General features: G+C 63.9%; 22 protein-coding genes. 12 read left to right on the plus strand and 10 right to left on the minus strand.

Features of this window, described 5'->3' with window-relative positions; all coding sequences use genetic code 11:
* Positions 1 to 4 precede the first annotated feature (4 nt).
* Positions 5 to 1807, minus strand: a complete 1803-nt coding sequence (gene kdpA / locus ACDK93_RS16140) for a potassium-transporting ATPase subunit KdpA (protein ID WP_458069974.1) — start codon at positions 1805 to 1807, stop codon at positions 5 to 7.
* Positions 1804 to 1896, minus strand: a complete 93-nt coding sequence (gene kdpF / locus ACDK93_RS16145; RefSeq protein ID WP_179477788.1) for a K(+)-transporting ATPase subunit F — start codon at positions 1894 to 1896, stop codon at positions 1804 to 1806. Before kdpF ends, kdpA begins: the two co-directional genes overlap by 4 nt.
* Before the next feature lie 388 nt (positions 1897 to 2284).
* Between kdpF and ACDK93_RS16150 the strand changes: the two genes are divergently transcribed.
* Entirely contained in the window at positions 2285 to 3277 is a 993-nt protein-coding gene (locus ACDK93_RS16150; RefSeq protein WP_458069975.1) for a polyprenyl synthetase family protein, read from the plus strand.
* Positions 3278 to 3385: 108 nt separating this feature from the next.
* Here the strand turns inward: ACDK93_RS16150 and ACDK93_RS16155 are convergent, their stop codons facing one another.
* Positions 3386 to 3628 carry a hypothetical protein gene (locus ACDK93_RS16155; protein WP_458069976.1) on the minus strand — a complete coding sequence of 81 codons (243 nt, stop codon included), beginning with the start codon at positions 3626 to 3628 and terminating at the stop codon, positions 3386 to 3388.
* On the opposite strand from ACDK93_RS16155, the gene ACDK93_RS16160 reads away from it, so the two are divergent.
* A complete protein-coding gene (locus tag ACDK93_RS16160; RefSeq protein ID WP_458069978.1) occupies positions 3611 to 4612 on the plus strand; it encodes a hypothetical protein in 1002 nt (333 codons plus the stop codon). The genes ACDK93_RS16155 and ACDK93_RS16160 overlap by 18 nt on opposite strands.
* A 48-nt stretch (positions 4613 to 4660) precedes the next feature.
* On the opposite strand, the gene ACDK93_RS16165 is transcribed toward ACDK93_RS16160, so the two are convergent.
* From ACDK93_RS16165 to ubiH, 4 genes are all read right to left on the minus strand, one after another.
* Complete coding sequence (locus tag ACDK93_RS16165) at positions 4661 to 5869, minus strand: DUF2252 family protein (RefSeq protein WP_458069979.1); 1209 nt, start codon at positions 5867 to 5869, stop codon at positions 4661 to 4663.
* 45 nt (positions 5870 to 5914) lie between these two features.
* Complete coding sequence (locus ACDK93_RS16170; RefSeq protein ID WP_458069980.1) at positions 5915 to 6709, minus strand: dienelactone hydrolase family protein; 795 nt, start codon at positions 6707 to 6709, stop codon at positions 5915 to 5917.
* A 71-nt stretch (positions 6710 to 6780) separates the two neighbouring features.
* On the minus strand, positions 6781 to 8043 hold the full coding sequence (locus ACDK93_RS16175; protein ID WP_458069982.1) for a UbiH/UbiF/VisC/COQ6 family ubiquinone biosynthesis hydroxylase: 1263 nt from the start codon (positions 8041 to 8043) through the stop codon (positions 6781 to 6783).
* Entirely contained in the window at positions 8040 to 9269 is a 1230-nt protein-coding gene (ubiH, locus tag ACDK93_RS16180) for a 2-octaprenyl-6-methoxyphenyl hydroxylase (RefSeq protein WP_458069983.1), read from the minus strand. Before ubiH ends, ACDK93_RS16175 begins: the two co-directional genes overlap by 4 nt.
* A 97-nt stretch (positions 9270 to 9366) precedes the next feature.
* Between ubiH and ACDK93_RS16185 the strand changes: the two genes are divergently transcribed.
* From ACDK93_RS16185 to ACDK93_RS16225, 9 genes are all read left to right on the plus strand, one after another.
* Positions 9367 to 9972 carry a hypothetical protein gene (locus ACDK93_RS16185; RefSeq protein WP_458069984.1) on the plus strand — a complete coding sequence of 202 codons (606 nt, stop codon included), beginning with the start codon at positions 9367 to 9369 and terminating at the stop codon, positions 9970 to 9972.
* A gap of 1 nt (position 9973) precedes the next feature.
* Positions 9974 to 10546, plus strand: a complete 573-nt coding sequence (locus ACDK93_RS16190) for a cob(I)yrinic acid a,c-diamide adenosyltransferase (RefSeq protein ID WP_458069986.1) — start codon at positions 9974 to 9976, stop codon at positions 10544 to 10546.
* Positions 10547 to 10576: 30 nt separating this feature from the next.
* Entirely contained in the window at positions 10577 to 11500 is a 924-nt protein-coding gene (locus ACDK93_RS16195) for a histone deacetylase family protein (RefSeq protein WP_458069987.1), read from the plus strand.
* Between the two features lie 199 nt (positions 11501 to 11699).
* The gene (locus ACDK93_RS16200; RefSeq protein WP_458069989.1) at positions 11700 to 14138 is read left to right on the plus strand and encodes an LPS-assembly protein LptD; all 2439 of its coding nucleotides are present in this window, start codon (positions 11700 to 11702) and stop codon (positions 14136 to 14138) included.
* A 66-nt stretch (positions 14139 to 14204) separates the two neighbouring features.
* Positions 14205 to 15554, plus strand: a complete 1350-nt coding sequence (locus ACDK93_RS16205) for a peptidylprolyl isomerase (RefSeq protein ID WP_458069991.1) — start codon at positions 14205 to 14207, stop codon at positions 15552 to 15554.
* Positions 15555 to 15569: 15 nt separating this feature from the next.
* The gene (gene pdxA, locus ACDK93_RS16210) at positions 15570 to 16616 is read left to right on the plus strand and encodes a 4-hydroxythreonine-4-phosphate dehydrogenase PdxA (protein WP_458072500.1); all 1047 of its coding nucleotides are present in this window, start codon (positions 15570 to 15572) and stop codon (positions 16614 to 16616) included.
* Positions 16613 to 17410, plus strand: a complete 798-nt coding sequence (gene rsmA, locus ACDK93_RS16215; RefSeq protein WP_458069993.1) for a 16S rRNA (adenine(1518)-N(6)/adenine(1519)-N(6))-dimethyltransferase RsmA — start codon at positions 16613 to 16615, stop codon at positions 17408 to 17410. Before pdxA ends, rsmA begins: the two co-directional genes overlap by 4 nt.
* A gap of 84 nt (positions 17411 to 17494) precedes the next feature.
* Positions 17495 to 17878 (plus strand): Co2+/Mg2+ efflux protein ApaG, encoded by a 384-nt coding sequence (gene apaG / locus ACDK93_RS16220; RefSeq protein WP_458069994.1) that lies wholly within the window; start codon positions 17495 to 17497, stop codon positions 17876 to 17878.
* A 59-nt stretch (positions 17879 to 17937) separates the two neighbouring features.
* Positions 17938 to 18789, plus strand: coding sequence for a symmetrical bis(5'-nucleosyl)-tetraphosphatase (locus ACDK93_RS16225; protein WP_458069996.1), 852 nt, complete (start codon positions 17938 to 17940; stop codon positions 18787 to 18789).
* A 62-nt stretch (positions 18790 to 18851) separates the two neighbouring features.
* On the opposite strand, the gene secA is transcribed toward ACDK93_RS16225, so the two are convergent.
* Positions 18852 to 21584 (minus strand): preprotein translocase subunit SecA, encoded by a 2733-nt coding sequence (gene secA, locus ACDK93_RS16230; protein WP_458069997.1) that lies wholly within the window; start codon positions 21582 to 21584, stop codon positions 18852 to 18854.
* 262 nt (positions 21585 to 21846) lie between these two features.
* Positions 21847 to 22776 (minus strand): M23 family metallopeptidase, encoded by a 930-nt coding sequence (locus ACDK93_RS16235; RefSeq protein ID WP_458069999.1) that lies wholly within the window; start codon positions 22774 to 22776, stop codon positions 21847 to 21849.
* A gap of 27 nt (positions 22777 to 22803) precedes the next feature.
* On the opposite strand from ACDK93_RS16235, the gene ACDK93_RS16240 reads away from it, so the two are divergent.
* Positions 22804 to 23286 carry a DciA family protein gene (locus ACDK93_RS16240; protein WP_458072501.1) on the plus strand — a complete coding sequence of 161 codons (483 nt, stop codon included), beginning with the start codon at positions 22804 to 22806 and terminating at the stop codon, positions 23284 to 23286.
* 230 nt (positions 23287 to 23516) lie between these two features.
* Here the strand turns inward: ACDK93_RS16240 and lpxC are convergent, their stop codons facing one another.
* On the minus strand, positions 23517 to 24431 hold the full coding sequence (lpxC, locus tag ACDK93_RS16245; RefSeq protein ID WP_179477805.1) for a UDP-3-O-acyl-N-acetylglucosamine deacetylase: 915 nt from the start codon (positions 24429 to 24431) through the stop codon (positions 23517 to 23519).
* Positions 24432 to 24725: the final 294 nt, after the last annotated feature.

Below are 24725 nucleotides of genomic sequence, written 5' to 3' on the forward strand. Positions count from 1 at the left end.
TGCATCAGTGGGCGGACATCAGGTATTCGGCGATCGGCCCCAGGGCCAGCGCCGGCAGAAAGGTCAGCGCGCCGATCACGATCACCACGCAGGCCAGCAGCGTGACGAACAGCGGCGTATGCGTCGGCAAGGTGCCGGCCGTGGCGGGCACGTGACGCTTGGCGGCCAGGGCACCGGCCATCGCCAGCATCGCAATGATCAGCGGGAAGCGCGCGAGGAACATGCAGATGCCGAGCAGCACGTTCCAGAAAGGAGTGTTGGCCGACAAACCACCGAACGCGCTGCCGTTGTTGTTGGAGGCCGAGCTCACCGCGTAAAGCATTTCGGTGAAGCCATGCGCGCCGGGGTTGGCCACACCGGCAAAGCCAGCCGGCACCATCACCGCAATCGCCGTGCCGATCACCACCAGGGCGCACGGCAGCAGTACGGCGAGGCTGGCCATTTTCATTTCGTAGGCCTCGATCTTCTTGCCGAGGTATTCCGGCGTGCGGCCGACCATGAGCCCGGCGATGAATACCGCGACCACCGCGAAGGCAAGCATGCCGTACAGGCCGCAGCCGACGCCGCCGAAGATCACCTCGCCCAGCTGGATCAGCCACATCGGAATCAGGCCGCCCAGCGGGGTGAACGAATCATGCATCGAGTTGACCGAGCCGTTCGACGCCGCCGTGGTTGCCGTAGCCCACAGGGTGGAATTGACGATGCCGAAGCGCGTCTCCTTGCCTTCCATATTGCCGCCGGCCTGCAGCGCAGAGGCCGTCTGGTCGACATGCAGCGCGTTGAAGGCCGGGTTGCCCGCCTGTTCGGCCGACGTGCAGGCAATCAGCAGCGGCACAAAGATCACCAGCATCACCGCCAGCAGTGCCCAGCCCTGGCGTTTGTCTTTCACCAGCTCGCCAAAGGTGTAGCAGAGTGCGGCGGGAATCAGCAGGATCGACAGCAGCTCGAGGAAATTGCTGAAGGGTGTGGGGTTTTCGTACGGATGCGCCGAGTTGACGTTGAAGAAGCCGCCGCCGTTCGTGCCGAGTTGCTTGATCGCGATCTGCGAGGCGGCCGGGCCCATCGGCAGGGTCTGCGTCGACACTTCGGTCGGTTTCATCACCGGGTTGCCGGCCTTGTCTTTCACCGCGGCGCCAGACGCGTCCAGCACCGGTTCGCTGACCGTGGTGGTCTGCACCACCGGCACGTCGACGTAGGACTTGAAGTTCTGCACCACGCCCTGCGACACCAGCAGCAGCGTCAGGATCAGCGACAGCGGCAGCAGGATGTACAGCGTGCTGCGCGTCATGTCGACCCAGAAATTGCCCAGGCCCAGCGCGCTGCGGCGGCTGAAGCCGCGGATGATCGCGATCAGCACTGCGATACCCGTGGCGGCCGACAGGAAGTTCTGCACTGCCAGACCGAGCATCTGGGTGAAGTAGCTCATCGTCGACTCGCCGCCGTAGCCCTGCCAGTTGGTATTGCTGGCAAAACTGATCGCGGTGTTGAGGGCGGAGTCGGGCGAGACGGCCGCAAAGTGCTGCGGGTTCAGCGGCAGCCACTGCTGCAGCCGCTGCAGTGCGTAGACCACCAGCAGACCGAGGATATTGAACACGAGCACGGCCAGCGCATAGCGCTTCCAGCCCATGTCTTCATCCTGTTGAATGCCGCACAGCCGATAGATCAGCCGCTCCGCACTGCCGCCGAAACGCGTGAGGCGATTGGGGGTGTCGGAAAACACGCTGGCCATGTAGCCACCCAGCGGCTTGACCAGCAACAGCAGAATGACCAGGAAAAACCCGATCTGGATAAAGTCATTTGTGGTCATTCGAACCACTCCGGCTTGAGAAGGGCCACGCAGAGGTAGCCGGTCAGCGCCACAGCGATCAGCCCGGCGAGGACATAGAGGACATTCATAAGAAGGGACTCAGTAACATTGCTGAAGAAGCCGTGTCGATCGAGGCAGCGGCGGATGCTTTTGGCGGGGTGCCCGCCAATCACGATTACTTGCGCGGACTCAGTCGATCGCAAATCAGCAACAAGCCCAGGGTGGCTGCGCACAGCACGATCAGCAGCAGGAGGTAGATGAAATCCATCGGCGCAGGCTCGGTAAAGTAAGGAGCGCACTGTAGGAATTGCCGCATAACAAAGGGGTATCGATTCGGCGCCAGGGCGTAAACAAGCCGTAAAGTTTTCGCAAGAGGCTGCTGGGCAGGGCTCGCCGGCGCTCGCGGCGTCGTGTCACGGCGTAATTACCTGTCGCACCCTATAATTACCGCACACGCCGATTTGAAGCCTTAACTCGATGCCAGCCGACGCCAGCCGCCCCGCCGACTTCACCCAAGTGCGCGCTCTCGCCGCTGGCGACATGCAGCGGGTCGACGCACTGATTCGTCAGCGGCTGTCGTCCGACGTGGTGCTGATCAACCAGATCGCCGACCACATCATCGCCAGCGGCGGCAAGCGCCTGCGTCCCATGCTGCACGTGCTGGCCGCCGGTGCTGCCGGCTACCGCGGCGACCAGCACACCAAGCTGGCGGCGATCATCGAATTCATCCACACCTCGACCCTGCTGCACGATGACGTGGTGGACGAATCGGACCTGCGCCGCGGCCGCAAGACCGCCAATGCGCTATGGGGCAACGCCGCCAGCGTGCTGGTCGGCGATTTTCTGTATTCGCGCTCGTTCCAGCTGATGGTGGAACTGGACGACATGCGGATCATGCGTATCCTGGCCGACACCACCAACACCATCGCCGAAGGCGAGGTGCTGCAGCTGCTGAACATCGGCAACGCCGATGTCAACGAGTCGGCGTACCTGGCGGTGATCGAGCGCAAGACCGCGGTGCTGTTTGCCGCCGCCACCGAGCTGGGCGGCATCCTCGGCGGCCTGCCGGAAAACCAGATCGCCGCACTGCGCGAGTACGGCATGCAGCTCGGCTACGCCTTCCAGATCGCCGACGACCTGCTCGACTACGTCTCCGACGCCGATACCCTGGGCAAAAACATCGGCGACGACCTGGCCGAAGGCAAACCCACGCTGCCGGTGATCTACGCGCTGGAAAAATCCAGTCCCGAGCAGGCGCAGTCGCTGCGCCACGCGATCGAGCACGGCGGGCTGGATTCATTGGACCGGATCATCGCCGCCATCCGTGACTCCGGCGCACTGGACCGCACGCATCAACGCGCGGTTTTTCATGCGGACGCCGCGCGCGCCGCTCTCAAGTTTCTGCCGCATTCCGAGCATCGCGATGCGCTGCTGGCGCTGGCCGCCTACGCGGTCGAGCGCTCGCATTGATCGCATGTGCGGACCCGGATTGCCGGCCATGCCATCGGCGTTATCGACATCGCAAACACCATCGCGCCGGAAATTTCCAAGGACCCTCGTCCATTGAAGCAGACTTCACTATTTGAGCCCTCCAGCGGTTCGGACGACACCAGTCTTGCTCTGATCGTTCGCGCGCCCACCCTGAACCGCGCGCAGAAGCAGTTCAACAAGCTGCTCCGCGAGATTGCGCAGCAGGAACAGGCGTTGCAGCGTTGGCAGGACTACCTTCCGCGCTATCGGCAACGGGTCGAGGCAGAGTTCTGGCCGCTGCGTGATCGCGAACGGGAGTGCCGTATCGCGCTGGTGCGCCTGCTCGATCACGCGATCACGACCAAGCGACTGTCCGCTACATACAAGGCGACGGCGAGCGATTTGTTGATGGAGATCGTCGACAGCCTGCTCGCAAACGGCGACGAGCCCGAGCTGATCGCCCTGCACGACAAATACAGCGCCACCAGCCATGCCGATCTCGTGAACGAAGAACGCGAAGAGCTGCAGGCGGCCGTCGACGAGATCTTCGGCGACGAATCCGCCCCCGATCTCGACCAGACATCGCCGGAGGAATTTGCCGCGCGCATGGCCGAAAAAATGGCCGAGCAGGAGCAAGCCGAGCGGGCGCGCGCCGGCGCGCACAAGCCGCGTCGAAAAAGTACCAAGGCTAACGCCAAGGCGGAACTGCTGGAGCAAACGGCGCTCGATGCGAGCCAGGCGTTGCGCGAGGTGTACCGCAAGCTGGTGCGCGAGTTGCATCCGGACCGCGAAACCGATCCGGCCGAGCGCCTGCACAAAACCGATCTGATGAAACAGGCCAATCAGGCGTATGCCGCGCGCAACCTGCCGGTCTTGCTGCAATTGCAATTGCGGCTGGAGCAGATAGATCCGACGCAGCTAGCCGAGCTCACGGACGAGAGGTTGCTTCATTTCAACCACGTATTGAAGGATCAGCTGCACAGCTTGCGCCGGGAGATTGACGACATCGTTGCGCCGTTTTCGGCAAGCATCGTTGGCGTGCGGCCAGCCGATCTGCAGCCCGCGCATGTCGAAAGCGCGCTGGATGAGGACCGCGCCGAACTGGAAAGGCAGTTGCATGCCGCGGAAAACGACTTGCATCGTTTGGCCGATGTAGCTGCGTTGAAGCGCGAGCTCAAGCAATATCGCGCCGCGGCTGCTCAGGAAACCCTCGACGAGATGATCCAGGACATGCTGCTTGCAGAGCTCCTTCAGTCAGGCCCCAAGCCCGGGCGCAAGGTCGGAGCCAGGAAACCCAAGGCCAAGCCAAAATCCAAGGTAAAGCCCAAGCACTGACGACCGCTGCACGTGGACTGACGCAGCGGCTCGCTCTGCTGCCCTCAATCAATCGTGATCCAGCAAAACATACTTGCGGCAATGTTCGAGATAGCCGCGCTCGTGTTCGGCGACCAGGTCGACCACGCTGGACCATAGCCAGGACGGCGCATCCAGGGTCTTGGAGCGGTTGCGCTGAAGCTCCTTGCGCCAGGCGCCGCGGGTTTTTGCATCCATCTGCCGGCAGTGGGCGTGGCCGACCACGCTGGCCAGGAAGCGTGCTGCCTTGATGGCTTCGTCGCGATCGAGATGCTCGATCTCCAGCTTCAGATCCTGTGGCAGCAGTTCGCGAATGATCACCGGCGTGTCCAGCAGCGTGGCGCTGCGCATGCGATCGCCCAGCGCCGGCGACAGATGCCGCGCACCTTCGACCACACGCCGCGCCTGATCACGCGGCATCACGGCGCCGGCCGCATGCGGGGCGGCAGCCTTGTTGGCCTGCTTGATGTCGATCAGGCAAAGGTCGTCGCCGTTGACCTCGCCACCGTCGACATCCAGCAGCACCGCGTAACGCAGTTTGCCCAGCGAGCTGCAGCCCTTGCGCCAGTAAGCCGCGTCAATCACCTTGACGCGTGAGCCGTCGGTGCGATGGTTTATCTGTGTCACCAGCTCATCCAGCGCCGGCGTGCTGAAGAGCTCCTCAATCGCCCGGCGCTCGTCTTTCGCCAGCGGCCAGAAGCGCTTGCCCAGCGGGATCACCGGCTTGGGATCGTCGATGCGTTCGCGCGCCAGCTGCTTCCAGGTGCGCTTCATCGCCTTTTTCATCACCAGCTTCACCGCCTGCGGCTTTTCCGGATGCGGCTCGTCGGTTTCGGGGAAGGCCGATTCGTAGCCTTCCATCAAGGTCTCGATCATGCGCACGGTGGTGATACCCGGCAGATCCGAGCCGCGCGCAGCGGTAGCGAGGGACAGGCCAAGCCGGATGAGATCGTGCGCGGGGTTGCCGATCACAGTCTGATCCAGATCGCGTATCTGCACCTGCACGCGGCCCTCGGTATCGGCCAGCGGCCCGAGATTGCCGAGGTGGCAGTCGCCGCAAATCCAGATGGCCGGACCCTGCGGAATCGACCAGCTGTGGTTCGCTTCCAGCCACTGGTAAAAGCGCACGGTGGCGCCGCGCACGTACGCGTGCGCGGATGCCGCCATCTTGGCGTTCTGCAGCGCGCGCAATACCGCTGCGCGATCGTCGACTGTTACCGCACCCTTGCTGGCTTTCATCAATGCTTCCGGAAAATCGACTCGACCGTCGATGGGTTGAACAAATCAGGGCTGCTTTGCGAACGACTCGCGCAGCCAGTCATGCATCAGCCGATAGCTGCGCTGAGCGACTTTTTCGTCGTAGCGGCAGCCGTCCGAGTTCTCGCCTTTCTCGGTAAAACAGTGCACCGCGTGACCGATCACCACGAACTGCCAGTCGGCCGGGCTGCCGCGCATCTCGTCCATGAACTTGTCCGCATCCGGCATGGTGCTCTTGTCGTCCGCGCCGTTCATGGCCAGCACGCGCGCCTTGATGTTCTTCGCCAGCGCGGGGTTGTCGGTGGTCAGGCCGCCGTGGAACGACACGACCGCTTTGACATCAGCGCCGCTGCGCGCCAGATCGAGCACGGCCGAACCACCGAAGCAGAAGCCGATGGCGGCCAGACTATTCAGATCGATCGGCGCACTGCCCGCCTGCGCCTTCAGCTGCGCCAGCGCTTCGTCGATGCGCTTGCGCATGAGCTCGCGATTGCCGTACAGCGGCTTGACCGCGGCCATCGCCTGATCGGCGTTGCCCTGCGTGGGCCGAACGTTCGCGCCGTACATGTCGGTGAGCAGAATCACGTAATCCTTGCCGGCAATCATCTCGGCCTTCTGGATGGCCACATCGTTGATGCCGTACCAGTTCGGCACCATCACCAGGCCCGGGCGCTTGGCTTTGGCCGCATCGTCATACACCAGCACGCTGTGGAAACGCGTGCCGTCCTGCGTCCATTCGACCGGCTTGTTGACCATCCTGGCCTGGGTCGCCGTGGCGACGGTGCAAAGAACGAGCGCGCAGCAAAGTCGAACGAGTCGCATGACGAAATCCTCGATACGTTAATGGAATAAGTGTGTCGCAAGTAGAGCGGTCGTCGCAGGCCCCGTGCGGATCAGATCCCCGCCGCGTGATCGGCTATCCGGCGCTTGATCGGTGAGAGACGATCGAGCAGCCGTACCCCAAACCCTCGCGCCGCGACCAGCGGCGCCGACTGCCACGCATAGATACGTGCCAGCGCGTCAAGGCCGAGTGCATCGAGCGTATCGGCGCTGCGGCGGCGGCGCGCGTATTGCCGCAGCACGTGTCCGGCACCGATATCCCGACCGGCGCTGCGGCCGGCGACAAGCGTGTCGCGCAGCTCGGCAACGTCGCGCAGGCCTAGATTGACGCCCTGCCCCGCCAGCGGATGCACGGCGTGCGCCGCATCGCCCAGCAGCACGAAGCGTTCGGCCTGGTAACTCCGGGCCAGCTGCAGCTTCAGCGGGAAAGCGGCGCGGGCGGACGTTGCCGTGATCCGGCCCAGCCGGAAATCGCTGGCGATACCCAGTTCGCCGAGAAACGCGTCGTCATCCAGCGCCAGCACGCGTCGCGCTTCGTCCTCCGGCAGCGACCACACCAGCGAACTGCGGCCGTCGGCCAGCGGCAGCAGGGCCAGCGGACCGGTCGGCAGGAAGCGCTGCCACGCGGTGTTCTCATGCGGCCGCTCGGTCTGCAGATGCGCGACGACGGCGCTCTGTTCGTAATCGCGGCCGCGCGTGGCGATGCCGGCCAGCTGGCGCAGCGGCGAGGCCGCGCCGTCGGCAGCGACCAGCAGACCCGCGCTGAGCGATTCGCCGTCGGCCAGTTCAAGCTGGATGCGATCCCCGCGCGCCTCGAAGGCCTGCACCTGCGCCGGACACAGCAGCTGGACGCCGCACAAGGATGTGCCAGTGCCGCGAGCGCAGGATGCGCTGGAGCGGCCGCCGGCGGATTCCAAGGCCTGCCACAGCGTCCATTGCACCAGAGCGTTTTCGACGATGTAACCGAGCTGCTGGCGGCCTTCGCTGGCGGCGTCGAAGGAAATCGACGCCCCGCTCTCGGCGTCCCATACGTGCATATGCGCATACGCACAGCCACGCGCGTCGCGAATGGACGTCCAGACGTCCAGATCGTCGAGCAGCTTGATCGACGATGCCGCGAGGCCGACCACGCGCAGATCGACCTCGTCATTCACCTGCCACGGTTCCGGCGCACGCGCCTCGATCAGCGCGGTGGCAAAACCGGCGCGAGCCAGGCTCAACGCAGCGGCCGCGCCGACCATGCCGCCACCAACCACGGCCACATCGAGTGCCGGCGGTCGGCGTCGGGTTGAAAGATCCGGTGAAGAAGCGTTCATGGCAGTCGCTCCAGCACTGCAAGCGGCGGCTCGCCGCGAAAACCCATGCCGCGCCGGGCCATCGCATCGCGCAGCGGCGGCAGGCGGTCGAATGCCAGCAGCGCCAGCGAGCGCAGCGGTGCGATCAGCGGCTGCGGCAGGCAGGCCAGGCGCACCAGGCTATGGCTCATCGCGATGGTGCCGTCGCGATCCGGCGCGCGGCGAGCTGCATAGTTGGCGAGCAAGTCCGCCGAACCTGGATCGTTTGATGGTGCAACCAGCTCGGCCAGCGTCAGCGCATCGCGCAGGCCGAGGTTGAAGCCCTGCGCGCCGATCGGATGCACGGTCTGCGCGGCGTTGCCTACCAGCACAGCGCGCGGCGCGCTCAGCGATTGCGCGGTCAGCGCGCGAATCGCATACGGGTGGCGCTTGCCCGGCCGGCTGAGCCGACCCAGCCGCCAGCCGAAGCGCCGCTGGGCGAAATCGATAAAGCCTGCGTCATCCAGTGATGCAATGGCGTCGGCTTCTTCTGCTGCCACGGTAATGACAAGCCCGCAGCGGCGCTCGGCCAGCGGCAGGACGGCAACCGGACCACTGTCGGCAAACCGCTCGTACGCGCGGTTGCGGTGCTCACGCTCGGGCGTAATCGTGCAGACGAACAAGGTCTGCGCGTAATCGTGCCGCTCGGCGTCGATGCCCAGTCGGGCGCGCACAAAGGAGTCCGTACCGTCGGCACCGACCAGGAGCGATGTCTCGATGACCTGCACGCCCTCGGCCGTCTTGATGTCGGCACGCCAGCCGTCGGCTAGCGGCTCCAGCGCTACCAGGCTGGCCGGGGCAAGTCGCGTGAGCTGCGTGCACTCGTCCAGCCGGCGCAGCAGCGCGGCACCGAGTTCGCGCGCGGGCAAGGTCCAGCCCAGGGCATCGACGCCCTGGCGGTCCGCATCGATGCGCGCGCTGCCGAATTCGCCGGATCGGCTGACGTGAATGTGCTCGATCGGGTTGGCGCGCGCCGCGGCGTGTCGCCACACCCCGATGGCGTCCAGCCCGTTGACGGTGGCCCGGGCCAGGGCGAGATTGCGCTCGTCGTAGCTGGGCTGCGCGTCGGTGCGCGGCGCCGCGGCCTCGATAAGCGTGGCGGCAACGCCCGCCGCATCCAGCGCAATGGCCAGACTGGCGCCGACCAGTCCGCCGCCGATGATCAGCACGGCAGTTCGACTGCAGGAAGAAGACTGGGTGGCATTCATCTGGCGATGATACCCGTTCGACCGGACCGGATCGCGGCCGGTGGGCTAGACTATCGGTCTGACCTGACCCGCATGAAACGATCTCACGGAGCAACGCATGGCCAAGACGCACACCCAACGCCTGGGCATTTTGCTCGCCCTTGCCCTGGTGATGGCGGCCACCCGCATACATCATTCCTTTCTGCATCACTTTGACGCACTGCCGGACGCGTCGTGGGGGGTGTTTTTCCTGGCCGGCCTCTGGCTGCGCGGTTCGGCACGCTGGGCCTTCCCGTTATTGATGCTTGAGGCAGTGCTGGTCGACTACGCCGTCATTACGAATCAGGGTATGGATTTCTGGAGCCACTACTGCGTGTCGGTGGCGTACTGGTTCCTGATTCCGTCGTATTTCAGCCTGTGGCTGGGCGGCAGCCTGCTGGCGAAACATCAACGCGGCCTGAGTGTTGCCACCCTTGGCATGGCCGCAGTGGCGCTGCTGGTCAGCGTCTCGGTGTGCTATCTGATTTCCAACGGCAGCTTCTACTGGCTCAGCGCCAGCGTGCCGGCCGCCGCGCGCAGCCTCGGCGGCTGGCTGGAGAATCTCGGCGACTGGTACCTGCCCTTCCTTGAAACCACCGCCGCATGGGTGGCCATGGGCGCCGTGATGCACGTGCTGGCCGTTCAGCTGTCGCGCATGCGCCAGCGCGGCGCGCTGCTGCGCTGACATGGGTAACCGGCTTTCCAAGATCTACACCCGCACCGGCGATGACGGCACGACCGGCCTTGGCGACGGCTCGCGCGTGGCGAAGGATTCGCTGCGCGTTACCGCCTACGGCACGGTCGACGAACTCAACAGCACCATCGGCATGGTGCTGGCCTGCGAAGGCATCGACGACGCGGTGCGCGAAACGCTGACCCAGGTGCAGCACGAGCTGTTCGATCTGGGCGGCGAGCTGTGCATACCCGGCATGGCGATGATCGACGATGCCGATATCGAACAGCTGGAAACCGTGCTGGACGGCCTCAACGAGCCCCTGCCCGCACTGAAGGATTTCATCCTGCCCGGCGGCGGCATGGCGGCGGCCACCTGCCACCTGGCGCGCACGGTCTGTCGGCGCGCCGAGCGCGACGTGGTGGCGCTGTCGCACGTCGAAGACGTTCGTCCGCAGGCATCGCGCTACCTGAACCGGTTATCCGATCTGCTGTTTGTGCTCTGCCGCGTGCTGGCCCGCGCCAGCGGTCACGGCGAGGTGCTGTGGCAGCACGAGCGGCGCCGCAAACCCGCCGCTGCGAAATAACCCGACCTCGAAACCTCCGGGCGCCACGCCATGCTCCAGCTCTATACCCACGCCGACTGCCTGCTGCACGATCCGGGTGCCGGCCACGCCGAGCGTCCGGCGCGACTGTCGGCCGTGCTGCACGCGCTGGATCTGGACCGCTACGCCGCGCTCGACCGCATCGAGGCGCCGCTGGCCACGCGCGAACAGCTGCTGCGGGCGCACAGCGCCGAGTACCTCGACAGCATTTTTGCCAGTGCACCGAAGGAAGGCGCGCACCGGCTCGACGAAGATACGGTGATGTCGCCCGGCTCGCTCGATGCCGCCCTGCGCGCTGCCGGAGCCGTGGTAGCGGCGGTGGATGCGGTGATGAGCGGACACCACGGGCAGCGTGCATTCTGTGCCGTGCGCCCGCCCGGCCATCACGCCACCCGCGATCGGGCGATGGGCTTCTGCCTGTTCAACAGCGTCGCGGTGGCCGCCGCGCACGCCATGTCGGCATACGGCCTCAAGCGCGTGGCGATCGCCGATTTCGACGTGCATCACGGCAACGGCACCCAGGCCATATTCCAGGCGGACAAGCGCGTGCTGTTCGCCTCCAGCCATCAGTCACCGCTGTACCCGGGCACCGGCTTCGAGAGCGAGCAGGGCGTGGGCAATATCGTCAACGGCACGCTCTCGCCAGGCGACGGCTCGCACGAATTCCGCGAGCTGTGGAACGACCTGCTGCTGCCGCGGATGAACGCGTTCAAGCCTCAGCTGGTGCTGGTGTCGGCCGGCTTCGACGCGCACAGCAGCGATCCGCTGGCCGATATCCGGCTCGGCCAGGACGATTACGTGTGGATCACCGAACAACTGGTGGCTATCGCCCGCCGCCACGCGGATGGCCGGCTGGTGTCCACGCTGGAAGGTGGCTACGACCTGGCCGCACTGGCGGCCAGCGCATCGGCCCACGTCGCAGCGCTGATGGAGTAGGCGCCACCGCAGGTTTCGCCGCCGGCAACCACCGAATCAAACCCCTGCGGGCGGCGCAAGAAGGCACCAGCGGGATCGGCCCCGGTCCACATGCCACCCTCACCTAGCTGAATCCGGCAGCGCGAGGGTCATGTATGCCTGCCGTACACGCGGTCTTTCTGTTAGCTTAACGAGCCTTCGAAGCCGACAGACTTTGCCCGTGACGCATAAGCTCCCTCCGCGCCGCCTTCTGGCCGTCGCCGCCGCACTCGCCCTGATCGGTAACCACGCCGAGGCCAAGGATCAGGCTCGCCCGAAATCGTCGCTGGACGGGTCGGAGACGGTGTGCCCGCTGGGCACCTTCACTTGCGCACCGCGGCCATATAACTACGCGATCTGCCGGCCGAACGCGCTGCTGGATTTCTACGATCCGACGCTTGGCAAGGACCCGTCGGTTCGCAACAGCAGCAAGACCTATGTGAAATCCGACCACGTCGACAGCTCCAACCAGACCGTCTATCACCTGGAAGGCAACGTGATGCTGCAGCGCGCCGACCAGAAGCTGCAGGCGGACACGATCGACTACAACGACGGCACGACTGACTACGATGCGCGCGGCAACGTGCGCTACCAGGAAGCCAGCCAGCTAATTGCCGGCAGCCACATGCGCGGCAACAACAACGACAGTCGCGGCATCGCCGACAACGTGCACTACCAGATGCTCGAGGAGCGCGGCAACGGCGTCGCCAAGCAGGGTCAGATGTTCGACGACATGCACACGCGCTATTCGATGGCCACCTATTCCACCTGTGACGTCGGGCACCATGTCTGGGAGTTCCGCGGCAAGTCGATCACGATGGACAAGGTCAACGGCGTCGGCACCGCGCGCAATGCGACCATGCGTGTGGGCAATTTTCCGTTCATCTATCTGCCGTACTTCACCTTTCCGATCGATCACCGGCGCAAGAGCGGCTTTCTCGATCCGATGCTGGGAAACACCAGCCGCTCCGGCTTCGAGATCAGCACACCGTACTATTTCAATCTTGCGCCGAACTACGACGCCACGCTGGACCCGCGCTACTACGGCTCGCGCGGTCCGATGCTGGCCGGCGAGTTCCGCTACCTGCTGCCCGGCGACCATGCCAGCAACGGCCAGCTCAACGTCGAGTACGTGCCCAACGACAACGGCACCAGCGACGGCACGACCAATACCAACGGCCAGTCGCGCTACCTGATCGACTACAGCGACACCACGCACCTGTGGGACAGCTGGAGTTTCGTGGGTTCGTACAACCACGCATCCGACAGCGCCTATCTCTATGATTTCGGCAACGCCTTGTCGAGCACGGTGATCTACACCCTGGCCTCCAACGCGGCGATTATCGGCGGCGGCACGTGGTGGAATGCGGCGTTCGGCGGGCTGGTTTACCAAAACACCAACCCGTTCGCGACGGACGCGGTCAATCCGTATGACAAGCTGCCGTACGCCACGTTGAATCTGAACGTGCCGATCTCGCGCTGGCTGGAGTTCGGCGCGAACAACGAGTTCGACGATTTTCACAAGGCGAACTTCGTCGAAGGTGAGCGTCTGGATCTATACCCCTACATTCAGGCAGATCTGGGTAACTCGGCGTGGTTCGTGCGGCCAAGGCTGGCGTATCGCTACACAGGCTATGACCTCAGCGGCGGCTACCAGAATTACGGCTACTACGGTTTGCTGGGAACGGGAACGCCGTCGCCGTTCACGGACAAGTCGCCGAGCCGTTCGCTGCCGATTGTCAGCCTGGACAGCGGCCTGGTCTTCGATCGCAGCATCTCGCTGTTTGGCAACAGCTATACCCAGACGCTGGAGCCGCGCGCCTATTACCTGTACGTGCCGTATCGCAATCAGGACAACCTGCCGCTGTTCGACAGCACGCTTACGTCGTTCGACTACTACCAGCTCTTCACGCCCAACCAGTTTGCCGGCGCCGACCGCCAGATGAATGCCAATGACCTTACCGGCGCGCTGACCACGCGCCTGCTGGACGAAAACGGCGCGGAGAAATTTTCAGCCAGCTTCGGACAAATCCGGTATTTCACCCCGCAGCGCGTACAGATTCCCACCGGGCCCAATACCGTTCCGGCAGCCACCAATTTCAACGGCTCCGATTACGTCGCGCAAATCGACATGCAACTAAACGACCGTTGGCGTGTCAATACGGCGTACCAGTGGAGCCCGAATACGCACCAGACCGATATGGCCGCCTTCGAGCTGCAGCATCGGCTGGGCAACGACGGCATACTGAATTTCTCCTACCACTATCGTCGCGGCCTGCTGGATCAGTACAGCGTGTCGGCGGTGTATCCGATATCCGCCTACTGGCGTCTGATCGGGTCGTGGAGCTACGAGGAGCCGATCAAGGGTCTTGAAAATACGGCAACGGGAACGGTGGAAGCGCTGGCCGGCATCGAATACGACAGCTGCTGCGTGACGCTGCGGCTGGTCGATCGCAACTACGTCAATCAGACGTATTACGGCACCATTGCCGTGCCCACCGCCAGCAATACCAATCTTCGCGACAACGCCATCATGTTCGAAGTGGTCTTCAAGGGCCTGGGCTCGACCGGCGGCCAAATCGATCCCACCCTGCGCCGTGATATTCTCGGCTATCAGTAACGGGCTTTTACTTCTTTTGTATCCACCCATGTTGTCAGCAATCGCGACAACCCAGGCTTTTCACCGATGAAGCAATTCTCCGCATTTCTCCTGCTGGCGCTCGCGACGGCGCTCCCCGTGCACGCCCAGCTGTTGCCGGGCGCGGCCGCAGCAGCCAGTCAGCCGATCGACCGCATCGTCGCTGTGGTCAATGACGACGTGATTCTGCAGAGCGAGTTGAACGAGGCCACCCGTGCGGTACAGCAGCAGTACGCCAGCCAGCCCGGCCAGCTGCCGCCGCAGGACGTGCTGCAGAAGCAGGTGCTCGATCGCCTGATACTCAACCGGCTGCAGATTCAGAAGGCGGACGACCAGGGTATCCACGTGTCCGACGCGGACGTCGACCAGGCCGTCAACGGCGTGGCCCAGCAGAACAAGATGACGGCCGACCAGTTGCGCGCTGCGGTGGAGCACGACGGCGGCAGCTTCGCCGCGTTCCGGCAGCAGCTGGCCGATCAGATCACCATTCAGCGGCTGCACCAGAGCGTGATCCAGGATTCCGTATCGGTCACCGACAGCGAAGTGACCAATCTTTTGAACAGCCCCACCTACAAGGCTGGCGAAGTGCATCTGGCGCACATCCAGATCAGCACCCCGGCCGGCGCCGACGCGGCCGCCATCCAGGCGACCCAGGCCAAGGCCGAGCAGGCCGAGGCCGCGCTCAAGGGCGGCATGGATTTCAGCGCCGCGGCGATCCGCTTTTCCGACGCGTCCGATGCGCTGGAAGGCGGCGACCTTGGCTGGCGCCGGATGGATGCCATTCCGCCGGCTTTCGTCGACACCATTGCCGCCATGAAGCCCGGTGACGTGAGCCCGGCGCTGCGCGGCCCGACCGGTTTCAACATCATCAAGCTTGTCGGCCAGCGCGAGCCGAGCCGCCAGGTCGTCACCGAGTATCACGCACGCCAGATTCTGATCAAACCGAGCGAACTGATCAGCCCGGAACAAGCGCAGCAGAAAGCCCAGGACATCTATAACCGCATCGTCAATAAGCATCAGGATTTTGCCGCCATCGCGAAAAAGGATTCGGCCGACCCGACGACGGCAAATGCCGGTGGCGACATGGGCTGGTTCAAGCAGCAGGACTGGGGTTCGACCATCGCGCAGCAGCTCGATGCGCTGAAAGACAATCAGGTCTCCCAGCCGTTCCAGACCGAAGCAGGCTGGCACATCATCGAAAGGCTGGGCACGCGGCAAAGCGATGTCACTGACGAAACCGCCCGCAACGAAGCGCGCCAGGCCATCGGCAACCGCAAATCCGAACAGGTCTATGACGATTACCTGCGCGACATGCGTTCGGGCGCGTATATCAACATCCTGGTGCCGGAGCTTCGCTCGGCGGACGATCAGGCTGCCTCGACCAGCACGACGCCCTGAGCCGGCTTGAACGGGATTCCCCTCCCGCGACTCGCCATCACCGCCGGTGAGCCGGCGGGCATTGGCCCGGAACTGCTCATAAGACTGGCCGCCACGCCGCTGGCGGCCAGTCTTGTCGCAATCACCGACCGCCACCTGCTCGAGCGAGCCGCCGCGCGCTGTGGCACGAGCATCGCCCTGATCGACGACGACGGCAGTGCGCAGCTGCAGCGCCAGCCTGGCACGCTGCGCATCTGCCATGTGCCGCTCGCTATGCCGGAACAGCCTGGTCATCCAGACCCTGCCAACGCCAGCCACGTACTCGCCACGCTGGCGGAGGCGGCCGACGGCTGCATGGCCGGCCGCTACGACGCGGTGGTTACGGCGCCCTTGCAGAAGTCATCGATCAACGACGCGGGGATCCGCTTCAGCGGACACACCGAATATTTCGCCGAACGCACGCACAGCGACGTGGTGATGATGCTGGCCAGCCCCGAGCTGCGAGTGGCGCTGGTCACCACGCACATGCCGCTGCTGGCGGTGTCCGCCGCGATCACGTGCGACGCGCTCACCCGCACACTGCGCATCGTGCACGCCGAGCTGCGCGACAAGTTCGGGCTGGCCGAGCCGCGTATCGCCGTGCTGGGGCTGAACCCGCACGCCGGCGAGGCTGGCCATATGGGCCACGAGGAAATCGACACCATCCTTCCCGCCATGGATGCGTTGCGCGCCGAAGGCATGCATCTGCTGGGACCGCTGCCGGCTGATACCGCCTTCGTGCCGGCGCAGCGGGCGCATTACGACGCGGTGCTGGCGATGTATCACGATCAGGCGCTGCCGGTGCTGAAAAGCGAAGCGTTCGATCGCACGGTGAACCTCACGTTGGGCCTGCCGTTTATCCGCACCTCGGTCGATCACGGTACCGCGCTGGACCTCGCCGGAACCGGCAAAGCCGACCCGGCCAGCCTGATCGCCGCCGCGCAGATGGCATTGGACCTGGTGGCGCGCCGCGCCACGCGTCCATCCTCTCCCCTGGGGGGAGAGGACCGAGGAGAGGGGCCAACCTCGCCGGGAACCGCATGAACGCTCGCCCCAAGAAAAGTTTCGGCCAGCATTTTCTGCACGACCAGCGCTATATCAGCCAGATCGTCAGCATGATCTCGCCGCGTAGCGACGACGTGGTGGTCGAGATCGGCCCGGGCGAAGGTGCGCTGACCCTGCCGCTGCTGAAGGCGGCGGGCAAACTCACTGCGATCGAACTCGATACCGATCTGATTCCGGGTCTGCAGGCGCGCGCGACCAGCGTCGGCGAGCTGCAGATCATTCAGGCCGACGTGCTGAAGGTGGATTTCACCGCGCTGGCGCAGCGACTGGGCGTGCCACGGCTGCGCATCGCCGGCAACCTGCCTTACTACATTTCCAGCCCGATTCTGTTTCATTGCGTCGATCATTTCGATGCGATCCAGGATCTGCATTTCATGCTGCAGAAGGAAGTCGTCGATCGCATGGCCGCCGAACCCGGCAGCAAGGTTTACGGACGGCTTTCGGTCATGCTGCAGCTGGCATGCCGGGTCGAGCCGCTGTTCGACGTGCCGCCCGAGGCGTTTCGTCCGCCGCCGAAGGTGGAATCCTCGGTCGTGCGGCTGCTGCCGCTGTCGGCCGAGCAGAAGCACGACGCCGATCCGGCGCACGTCTACGCCGTGGTCAAGGCAGCCTTCGCGCAGCGGCGCAAGACGCTCAGCAATGCGCTCAAACAGCTGCTTGACAGCGACGCCATTCGCCGCGCCGACGTCGACCCCACGGCTCGCGCAGAAACGCTGGCACCGGAAGATTTTGTGCGCCTGGCAAAAATCTACGGCGCGCAGTCGCTCGCATAGATTTCAAATAGATTCATCGCGCGCGTTTCGTCACAGACGTGAAGGCTGCGCCCCATTCACGGTGGCAGGCCTTACAATCGGTGTATGAATGAAAAAACTTCCTACACAATCGATGTGCAGGTCGAAACGCGCTTCGTCCCCGATCAATCGAAGCCCGGTGACAATCGCTACGTTTTCGCCTACACGATCACCTTGCGTAATGCGGGCGACATGCCTGCACGCCTGCTGACCCGCCACTGGATGATCACCGACGCCAACGGCAAGGTTGAAGAAGTACGTGGCGACGGTGTGGTCGGCGAGCAGCCGTGGATGCGTCCTGGCGACGATTTCGAATACACCTCCGGCGCCGTGCTGGAGACGCCGGTGGGCACCATGGGCGGCAGCTACCAGATGCTGGCCGACGACGGCACCCGGTTCGATGCACCGATACCGACCTTCACCCTGTCCATCCCGCGCACGCTGCATTGACCGGGCGATCGTGATGGATTCGCTTCGGCCCTACCACGCCGCCACGGACGCGGACTGACATGGCAACGTACGCCATCGGCGACGTACAGGGCTGCTATCCCGAACTGCAGCGGCTCCTGGAAAAACTGCGCTTCGACCCGGCGCTGGACCAGCTTTGGTTCTGCGGCGACCTGGTCAACCGCGGCGGCCAGTCGCTGGAAACGCTGCGGCTGATCCACGAGCTGCGCGAGTCCTGCGTGGTGACGCTGGGCAACCATGACCTTAGCCTGCTGGCGATTTCGCAGCGCCGACCCGACGCGCAAGCGCGGGTGAACCCCGAGCTGCGGGAAGTACTATTCGCCGCCGATGCGCCGGTGCTGTTTGAATGGATGCGCTCGCAAAAACTGCTGCACCACGACGAGCAGCTCAACTGGACCATGGTGCACGCCGGGCTCGCGCCGATGTGGACGCTGAAGCAGGCGCAGCGAGCGGCACAGGACGTCGAGCGCGAGCTGTCCAGCCCGCGCCACCCGCGGCTGTTGCGCAACCTTTTCGGCAACCGTCCGGCGGTTTGGTCGAGTCGGCTGCAGGGACTGGACCGACAGCGCGCCACCATCAACACAATGACGCGGATGCGCTACTGCGACGTCAACGGCCGCATCGACTTCGATGCCAAGGATATTCCCGGCACGCAGAAGCCGGGCCTGTATCCGTGGTTTGAGGTGCCCGGCATGCGGCGGCGCGATACGCGCATCGTCTGCGGCCACTGGTCGGCGCTGGGTCGGTTTGCGGGCCTCGGCGTGCATGCCATCGATACCGGCTGCGTCTGGGGCGGCAAGCTGACCGCCCTGCGCATCGACGAAGAGGAGCCGCAATACATCACCGTCAACGCCGAGCCGCACCGGCATCGACCGCCCGGCGGCGAGGACTGAGTGAGCTTCAGCTAAAAAAAACCCCGCGGAAGCGGGGTTTTTTGCCTTCGAACGACGCTTGATCAGGCCAGCTGACCGTGGCAGTGCTTGTATTTCTTGCCCGATCCGCAGGGGCAAGGATCGTTGCGGCCAACCTTCGGGCTGTCCGGCTCCGGCAGGCGCTGGTAGCTGCCGGCATCGCCGCCGGCTGCCGGCAATGCTGCACCGAAAGCGCTCTCCGACGCGCCGCCACCGGTCGCCAGCATCTGCGACTGCAGGCGTTCGGCCATGCGCTGCTGCTCGGCCTCCATCGCGGCGACTTCTTCCTCGCTGCGAATGCGGATACGCGCCAACATCTGCACCACTTCGGTCTTGATGCGGTTGAGCATGTCGGAAAACAGCTTGAAGGATTCGCGCTTGAACGCCTGCTTCGGATCCTGCTGGGCGTAACCCACCAGGTAGATGCCCTGACGCAGGTAATCCATATTGGCCAGGTGATCTTTCCAGGCATTGTCGACCACGGTCAGCATGATGTGCTTTTCCAGCTGGCGCATGGTTTCGGCGCCGACCTGCGCTTCCTTCGCCTGGAAGAATTGCTCCACCGATTCGCGCACGTGGTTGAGAATCATCTCGGCGTCGATCTCGTGCTGCTGCTCGATCCACTTCGGCAGCTCGAGCGACAGGCCGAACTCGCTCTCGAGCTCGCGATCCAGCGCGGGGATGTCCCACTGCTCGTCGATGCTTTCGGCAGGCGCGTGCGCGCGCACCATCGACTGCACGACATCCTCGCGGATATCGGCCACGGTGGCGGACACGTCCTCGCCTTCCAGCAGCTCGTCGCGCTGGCGGTAGATCACCTTGCGCTGGTCGTTGGCAACGTCGTCGAATTCCAGCAGGTGCTTGCGGATGTCGAAGTTGTGCTGCTCGACCTTGCGCTGGGCCTTTTCGATCTGCCGGCTGATCATGCGATCTTCCAGCGCGTCGTCGTCCTTCATGCCGAAGCGCTTCATCCAGCGGATCAGGCCTTCGCCGCCGAAGATGCGCAGCAGGTTGTCTTCCAGCGACAGATAGAAGCGCGACGAACCCGGATCGCCCTGGCGGCCTGAACGACCGCGCAGCTGGTTGTCGATGCGGCGCGATTCGTGACGCTCGGTACCGATGATGTGCAGGCCGCCGGCCGCCAGCACCTGCTCGTGCAGCTTTTTCCATTCGGCCTTGACACGCTGACGGTCGATCTGGGTGGCGTCTTCCGGCAGCTTGGCCATGGCCGCCTCGAGGCTGCCGCCGAGCACGATGTCGGTGCCGCGGCCGGCCATGTTGGTGGCGATGGTCACCTGACCCGGCGCACCGGCCTGGGCGACGATGTGCGCCTCACGCTCGTGCTGCTTGGCGTTGAGCACCTCGTGCGCGACCTTGGCCTGGGTCAGCAGGCCGGACAGCAGCTCGGACACTTCGATCGAAGTGGTACCCACCAGCACCGGCTGGCCGCGCTCGTGGCAGGCCTTGATGTCTTCGATCACCGCGCGGTATTTCGGCTCCTGCGACAGGAAGATCATGTCCGAGTTGTCCTTGCGGATCATCGGCTGGTGGGTCGGAATCACCACCACCTCCAGGCCGTAGATGCTCTGGAACTCGAACGCTTCGGTGTCCGCCGTGCCGGTCATGCCGGCCAGCTTTTTGTACATGCGGAACAGGTTCTGGAACGTCACCGTGGCCAGCGTCTGGTTTTCACGCTGGATCGGCACGCCTTCCTTCGCCTCGACCGCCTGATGCAGGCCATCGGACCAGCGGCGCCCGGCGAGGGTGCGGCCGGTGAATTCGTCGACGATGATGACCTCGCCGTCGCGCACGATGTAATCCACGTCGCGCTGGTAAATGCCGTTCGCCCGCAACGCCGCGTTGAGGTGATGCACCACGGCCAGATTCTTCGAATCGTACAGGCCGCTGTCCTGCTCGATGACGCCGGCCTCGCGCAACAGTTCGTCGGCGTGCTGCATACCCTCTTCGGACAGGTGCACCTGCTTCTGTTTCTCGTCGACCCAGTAATCGCCCGGGCTGTTCTCGTCCGCCTGGCGGATCATCCGCGGGACGATCTTGTTCACCGCCAGATACAGTTGCGGTGAATCCTCGGCCGGGCCGGAAATGATCAGCGGCGTGCGCGCTTCGTCAATCAGGATGGAGTCGACCTCGTCGACGATCGCGTAGTGCAGGCCGCGCTGGTAACGCTGCTCCTTGCTCAGCGCCATGTTGTCGCGCAGGTAGTCGAAACCGAATTCGTTGTTGGTGCCGTAGGTGATGTCGGCCGCGTACGCCGCGTGCTTGTCGGCGTGGTCCATGCCCGGATACACGACGCCCACGTTGAGGCCGAGAAAGTTGTACAGCTTGCCCATCTGTGCGGAGTCGCGGCGCGCCAGGTAATCGTTGACCGTGACCACATGCACGCCGTTGCCGGCCAGCGCATTGAGATACACCGGCAGCGTACCGACCAGGGTCTTGCCCTCACCCGTGCGCATTTCGGCGATCTTGCCCGAATGCAGCACCATGCCGCCGATCATCTGTACGTCATAGTGGCGCATGCCGAGCGTGCGCTTCGCCGCTTCGCGGACTACTGCAAAGGCTTCCGGCAGCAGCTTGTCCAGCGTCTCGCCGCCGGCCACGCGCTGCTTGAATTCGGCGGTCTTCCCACGCAGGGCGTCGTCACTGAGCTTTTCGAACTCCGGCTCGAGCGCGTTGATGCGGGAAACGCTGCGGGAGAGCTGGCGCAGCACGCGGTCGTTGCGGCTACCGAAAAGACTCGTCAGGGCACGGTTGAACATCGATCTTCCGGATTGGGAAACAAGTTGCCTGCAACGGACGCAAGCCAGTCGGGCATATTACTACATGCCCAAGTCCGACATGCCGCACGCCATCTTGCCTGGGACCTGATACCAATCTGTCCTTCGAGCGGATGGCTGCGGTTTACAGTGCGGGCGCGCGCAGCGGATGCAGACAGCCATCGCCTGCCATCCTACTACTGGCATCGGATGGCGGCTGAGTCGACTGGATTCAAGAGCGCGAAGGGCGTTTGGAGCCCTTCATTCAACGGTGGTTGCGCGCAAACGCCAGCGGATTGACGACGCGGCCGTCGTACCAGACCTCGAAGTGCACGTGCGAGCCGGTCGACCGACCGGTAGAGCCTGCCTGCGCTATCACGGTACCTACCTGAACATGCTCACCGGCGTGTACGTCCAGCGCGCTGTTGTGCGCATAGCGGGTCATATAGCCGTTGCCATGGTCGATCTCGATCACGTTGCCATAGCCGTTGCGTACTCCGGCATAGGTGACCATGCCTTCGGCGACGGCGTGCACCGGGGTGCCGTAGGGGGTCGAGATATCGATGCCGGTATGGCGGGCGGCGCGGCCATCGAACGGATCAGGCCGCGCGCCGAAGTACGAAGAAATGTAGCCCTCGACGGGCATGCCGGTCGGCTTTAGGTTCGATTCGATTTTGGCGTTCAACAAAAGACTTTGCAGCGCGGACAGCTGCGCCTGCTGCGTGTCGAACTGGCTGGCCAGCTGGCTGATGCTGCTGTCGAGCGTCTGCGGCAGCGCGTAGGCGCTACCGCTGACGTCTTCCACGCCACCGACCGCCGGCGGCTGATCGAAATTGAATTCGGTCGCGTCAAGCTTGCCGACCTCGGTCAGACGCTCGCCCAGCGCGTTCAGCCGCGTCGACTGCGCCTGCAGCTGGCCGAGCTTGACCGCCAGTGCGTCGAGATCGCGCTGGGAATCGGCGCGCAAGCCGCCGAGCTGGGCGTTCTGCTGCTTCACCTGCTGCTGCAGTTCGTGGATCTGCGACAGCGCCCGATCCCGCGGACTGGCTACGGTGAGCGCCAGCGCCATGCCCGCCCCGATGCACCCCACGACGCTCAGTGCCAGCAGTGAAATCAGCTTCCAGCGCAAGCGCCGGTCGGCCAGATCAAGGGTTTTGGGCAATTTGCGCGAACGTGAGACGAGTATGATCTGCATATGTTTCCAAAATCGAATGCCGGCACCATGCAGCGCGCCTCACCAGCTATTGCTCGCCGCAGCGGCAATGGACCGAAGTCCATCGTCGACTGTGGCTCCTTCGCCACGCTGGCCAAGAGGGCCGGCGTGCTCGAAGCGCTGGACCGCGCCCTGCGTCAGACGTTGCCGTCGCCGTTGCGCGAGCAGGTTCGTTTCGCCGACCTGCGCAACAGCCGCCTCGTCTTTCTGGCGTCTTCACCGGCTTGGGCAACACGCCTGCGGCTTATGCAGACGCAGATTCTCGCCGCTGCCCACGCCATCGGCACGAGCGCCAGTTCCGTCACCGTGAAAGTGGTTCCCCAACCGCCGCCCGTGGTCGAGCCGGATCGGTCAAAACCGCTTTCTACCGCCGCGGCGGCCCATCTCCAGGCCACCGCTGCCGCGCTCTCAGACCCTGAACTACGGGATCTGTTCCTTGGGCTGGCGTCCCTCGCCGAAACCGCTGATTCCAAAGCAAAAAACCTGGATTGAACCGCCTTTGCAGGTGAAACTCGGGCTCGCGCTCGATCCATGGAAGCCGGGGTTCGGTGCGCGCCAAGTCTCGATTTATAGCACGCGGCTCTCGCCTTTTGGCAACAAATGTCTAAAAGCGGTGAAGGAAAACGGCGATGCCGGGCGGACGTCACAAAAGCAAAAGGCCACGTCCCGGGACGTGGCCTTTTGCTTGAAAACGTTCGAAAAGCGAGGAATTGAGCCGCGGATCAAATCGCCTGCGCGGGATGCGCGTAGGAGATGGGCGAGGTGGCCGGATCATCCTGGTAGCTGACTTCTTCCCATGCCGTGACATCGGCCATTAGCGTGCGCAGCAGCTTGTTGTTGAGCTCGTGACCGGATTTGTGCGCGCTGTAGGCGCCGATCAGGCTGTGGCCGAGCAGGTACAGGTCGCCGATCGCGTCGAGAATCTTGTGCTTCACGAATTCGTCCTCGTAACGCAGGCCATCTTCGTTGAGCACGCGGTAATCATCGAGCACCACCGCGTTGTCCATCGAGCCGCCGAGCGCGAGGTTCTTCTCACGCATCATTTCGATGTCGCGCATGAAGCCAAACGTACGGGCGCGGCTGACCTCCTTGACGAAGGACGTGGTCGAGAAATCAATTTCGGCGCGCGAGGTGCGCTTGCTGATGATGGGGTGATTGAAGTCGATGGAAAAACCAACCTTGAAACCTTCGAAGGGCGAGATACTGGCCCACTTGTCGCCTTCCTGCACTTTGACCGGCTTCTTGATGCGGATAAAGCGCTTGGCGACGTTCTGCTCTTCGATGCCAGCTGACTGCAACAGAAACACGAAGGGGCCTGCGCTGCCATCCATGATAGGAACTTCCGGCGCTGAAAGGTCCACGTAAGCATTGTCGATGCCTAATCCCGCCATGGCGGAAAGAAGATGCTCGACGGTCGACACTTTGGCTTCGCCATTGACCAGCGTGGTCGACCAACTTGTGTCGCCGACGTTGTCCTGGCGGGCGCGAATGTCGACCGGCGGCTCAAGATCCGTGCGGCGAAAAACGATACCGGTATTTGGTGCTGCGGGCCGCAGGGTCATATAGACCTTGTCGCCTGTGTGCAGACCGACGCCCGTGGCGCGGATGATGTTTTTAAGCGTGCGCTGCTTGATCATTTTTGTTGGTACCCGTGTAGGCACAGCCAATTAGGAGCGGATGCTAACACAGTTTTAACCTGCGGCAATAGCAAACCATACCGTACAGTCTGATTAAGCCTTCATGCTTCCTTCATCACTGAAGGCGGCTGTCAGACAACCTCCTGCTCCCGATAACCTTGCAGCTCGACACAACACCCGTACCTGGGACGGGAATCCGGCACGGGTGTTGAACCGACAATTCAGACGAGGCCTGACTTGTCAGCCATGCGCCACTCCGGACGCATAGTCCTTGCTGCCACACGCACAAACCCT

The organism is Rhodanobacter sp. BL-MT-08 (assembly GCF_054161255.1).

Excerpts from the sequence above, each read along its gene's own strand:
- kdpA (WP_458069974.1), bottom strand. The coding sequence starts at position 1,807 with ATGACCACAAATGACTTTATCCAGATCGGGTTTTTCCTGGTCATTCTG.
- kdpF (WP_179477788.1), bottom strand. The coding sequence starts at position 1,896 with ATGAATGTCCTCTATGTCCTCGCCGGGCTGATCGCTGTGGCGCTGACC.
- ACDK93_RS16150 (WP_458069975.1), top strand. The coding sequence starts at position 2,285 with ATGCCAGCCGACGCCAGCCGCCCCGCCGACTTCACCCAAGTGCGCGCT.
- ACDK93_RS16165 (WP_458069979.1), bottom strand. The coding sequence starts at position 5,869 with ATGAAAGCCAGCAAGGGTGCGGTAACAGTCGACGATCGCGCAGCGGTA.
- ACDK93_RS16170 (WP_458069980.1), bottom strand. The coding sequence starts at position 6,709 with ATGCGACTCGTTCGACTTTGCTGCGCGCTCGTTCTTTGCACCGTCGCC.
- ACDK93_RS16175 (WP_458069982.1), bottom strand. The coding sequence starts at position 8,043 with ATGAACGCTTCTTCACCGGATCTTTCAACCCGACGCCGACCGCCGGCA.
- ubiH (WP_458069983.1), bottom strand. The coding sequence starts at position 9,269 with ATGAATGCCACCCAGTCTTCTTCCTGCAGTCGAACTGCCGTGCTGATC.
- ACDK93_RS16185 (WP_458069984.1), top strand. The coding sequence starts at position 9,367 with ATGGCCAAGACGCACACCCAACGCCTGGGCATTTTGCTCGCCCTTGCC.
- ACDK93_RS16190 (WP_458069986.1), top strand. The coding sequence starts at position 9,974 with ATGGGTAACCGGCTTTCCAAGATCTACACCCGCACCGGCGATGACGGC.
- ACDK93_RS16195 (WP_458069987.1), top strand. The coding sequence starts at position 10,577 with ATGCTCCAGCTCTATACCCACGCCGACTGCCTGCTGCACGATCCGGGT.
- ACDK93_RS16205 (WP_458069991.1), top strand. The coding sequence starts at position 14,205 with ATGAAGCAATTCTCCGCATTTCTCCTGCTGGCGCTCGCGACGGCGCTC.
- rsmA (WP_458069993.1), top strand. The coding sequence starts at position 16,613 with ATGAACGCTCGCCCCAAGAAAAGTTTCGGCCAGCATTTTCTGCACGAC.
- apaG (WP_458069994.1), top strand. The coding sequence starts at position 17,495 with ATGAATGAAAAAACTTCCTACACAATCGATGTGCAGGTCGAAACGCGC.
- ACDK93_RS16225 (WP_458069996.1), top strand. The coding sequence starts at position 17,938 with ATGGCAACGTACGCCATCGGCGACGTACAGGGCTGCTATCCCGAACTG.
- secA (WP_458069997.1), bottom strand. The coding sequence starts at position 21,584 with ATGTTCAACCGTGCCCTGACGAGTCTTTTCGGTAGCCGCAACGACCGC.
- ACDK93_RS16235 (WP_458069999.1), bottom strand. The coding sequence starts at position 22,776 with ATGCAGATCATACTCGTCTCACGTTCGCGCAAATTGCCCAAAACCCTT.
- ACDK93_RS16240 (WP_458072501.1), top strand. The coding sequence starts at position 22,804 with ATGCAGCGCGCCTCACCAGCTATTGCTCGCCGCAGCGGCAATGGACCG.
- lpxC (WP_179477805.1), bottom strand. The coding sequence starts at position 24,431 with ATGATCAAGCAGCGCACGCTTAAAAACATCATCCGCGCCACGGGCGTC.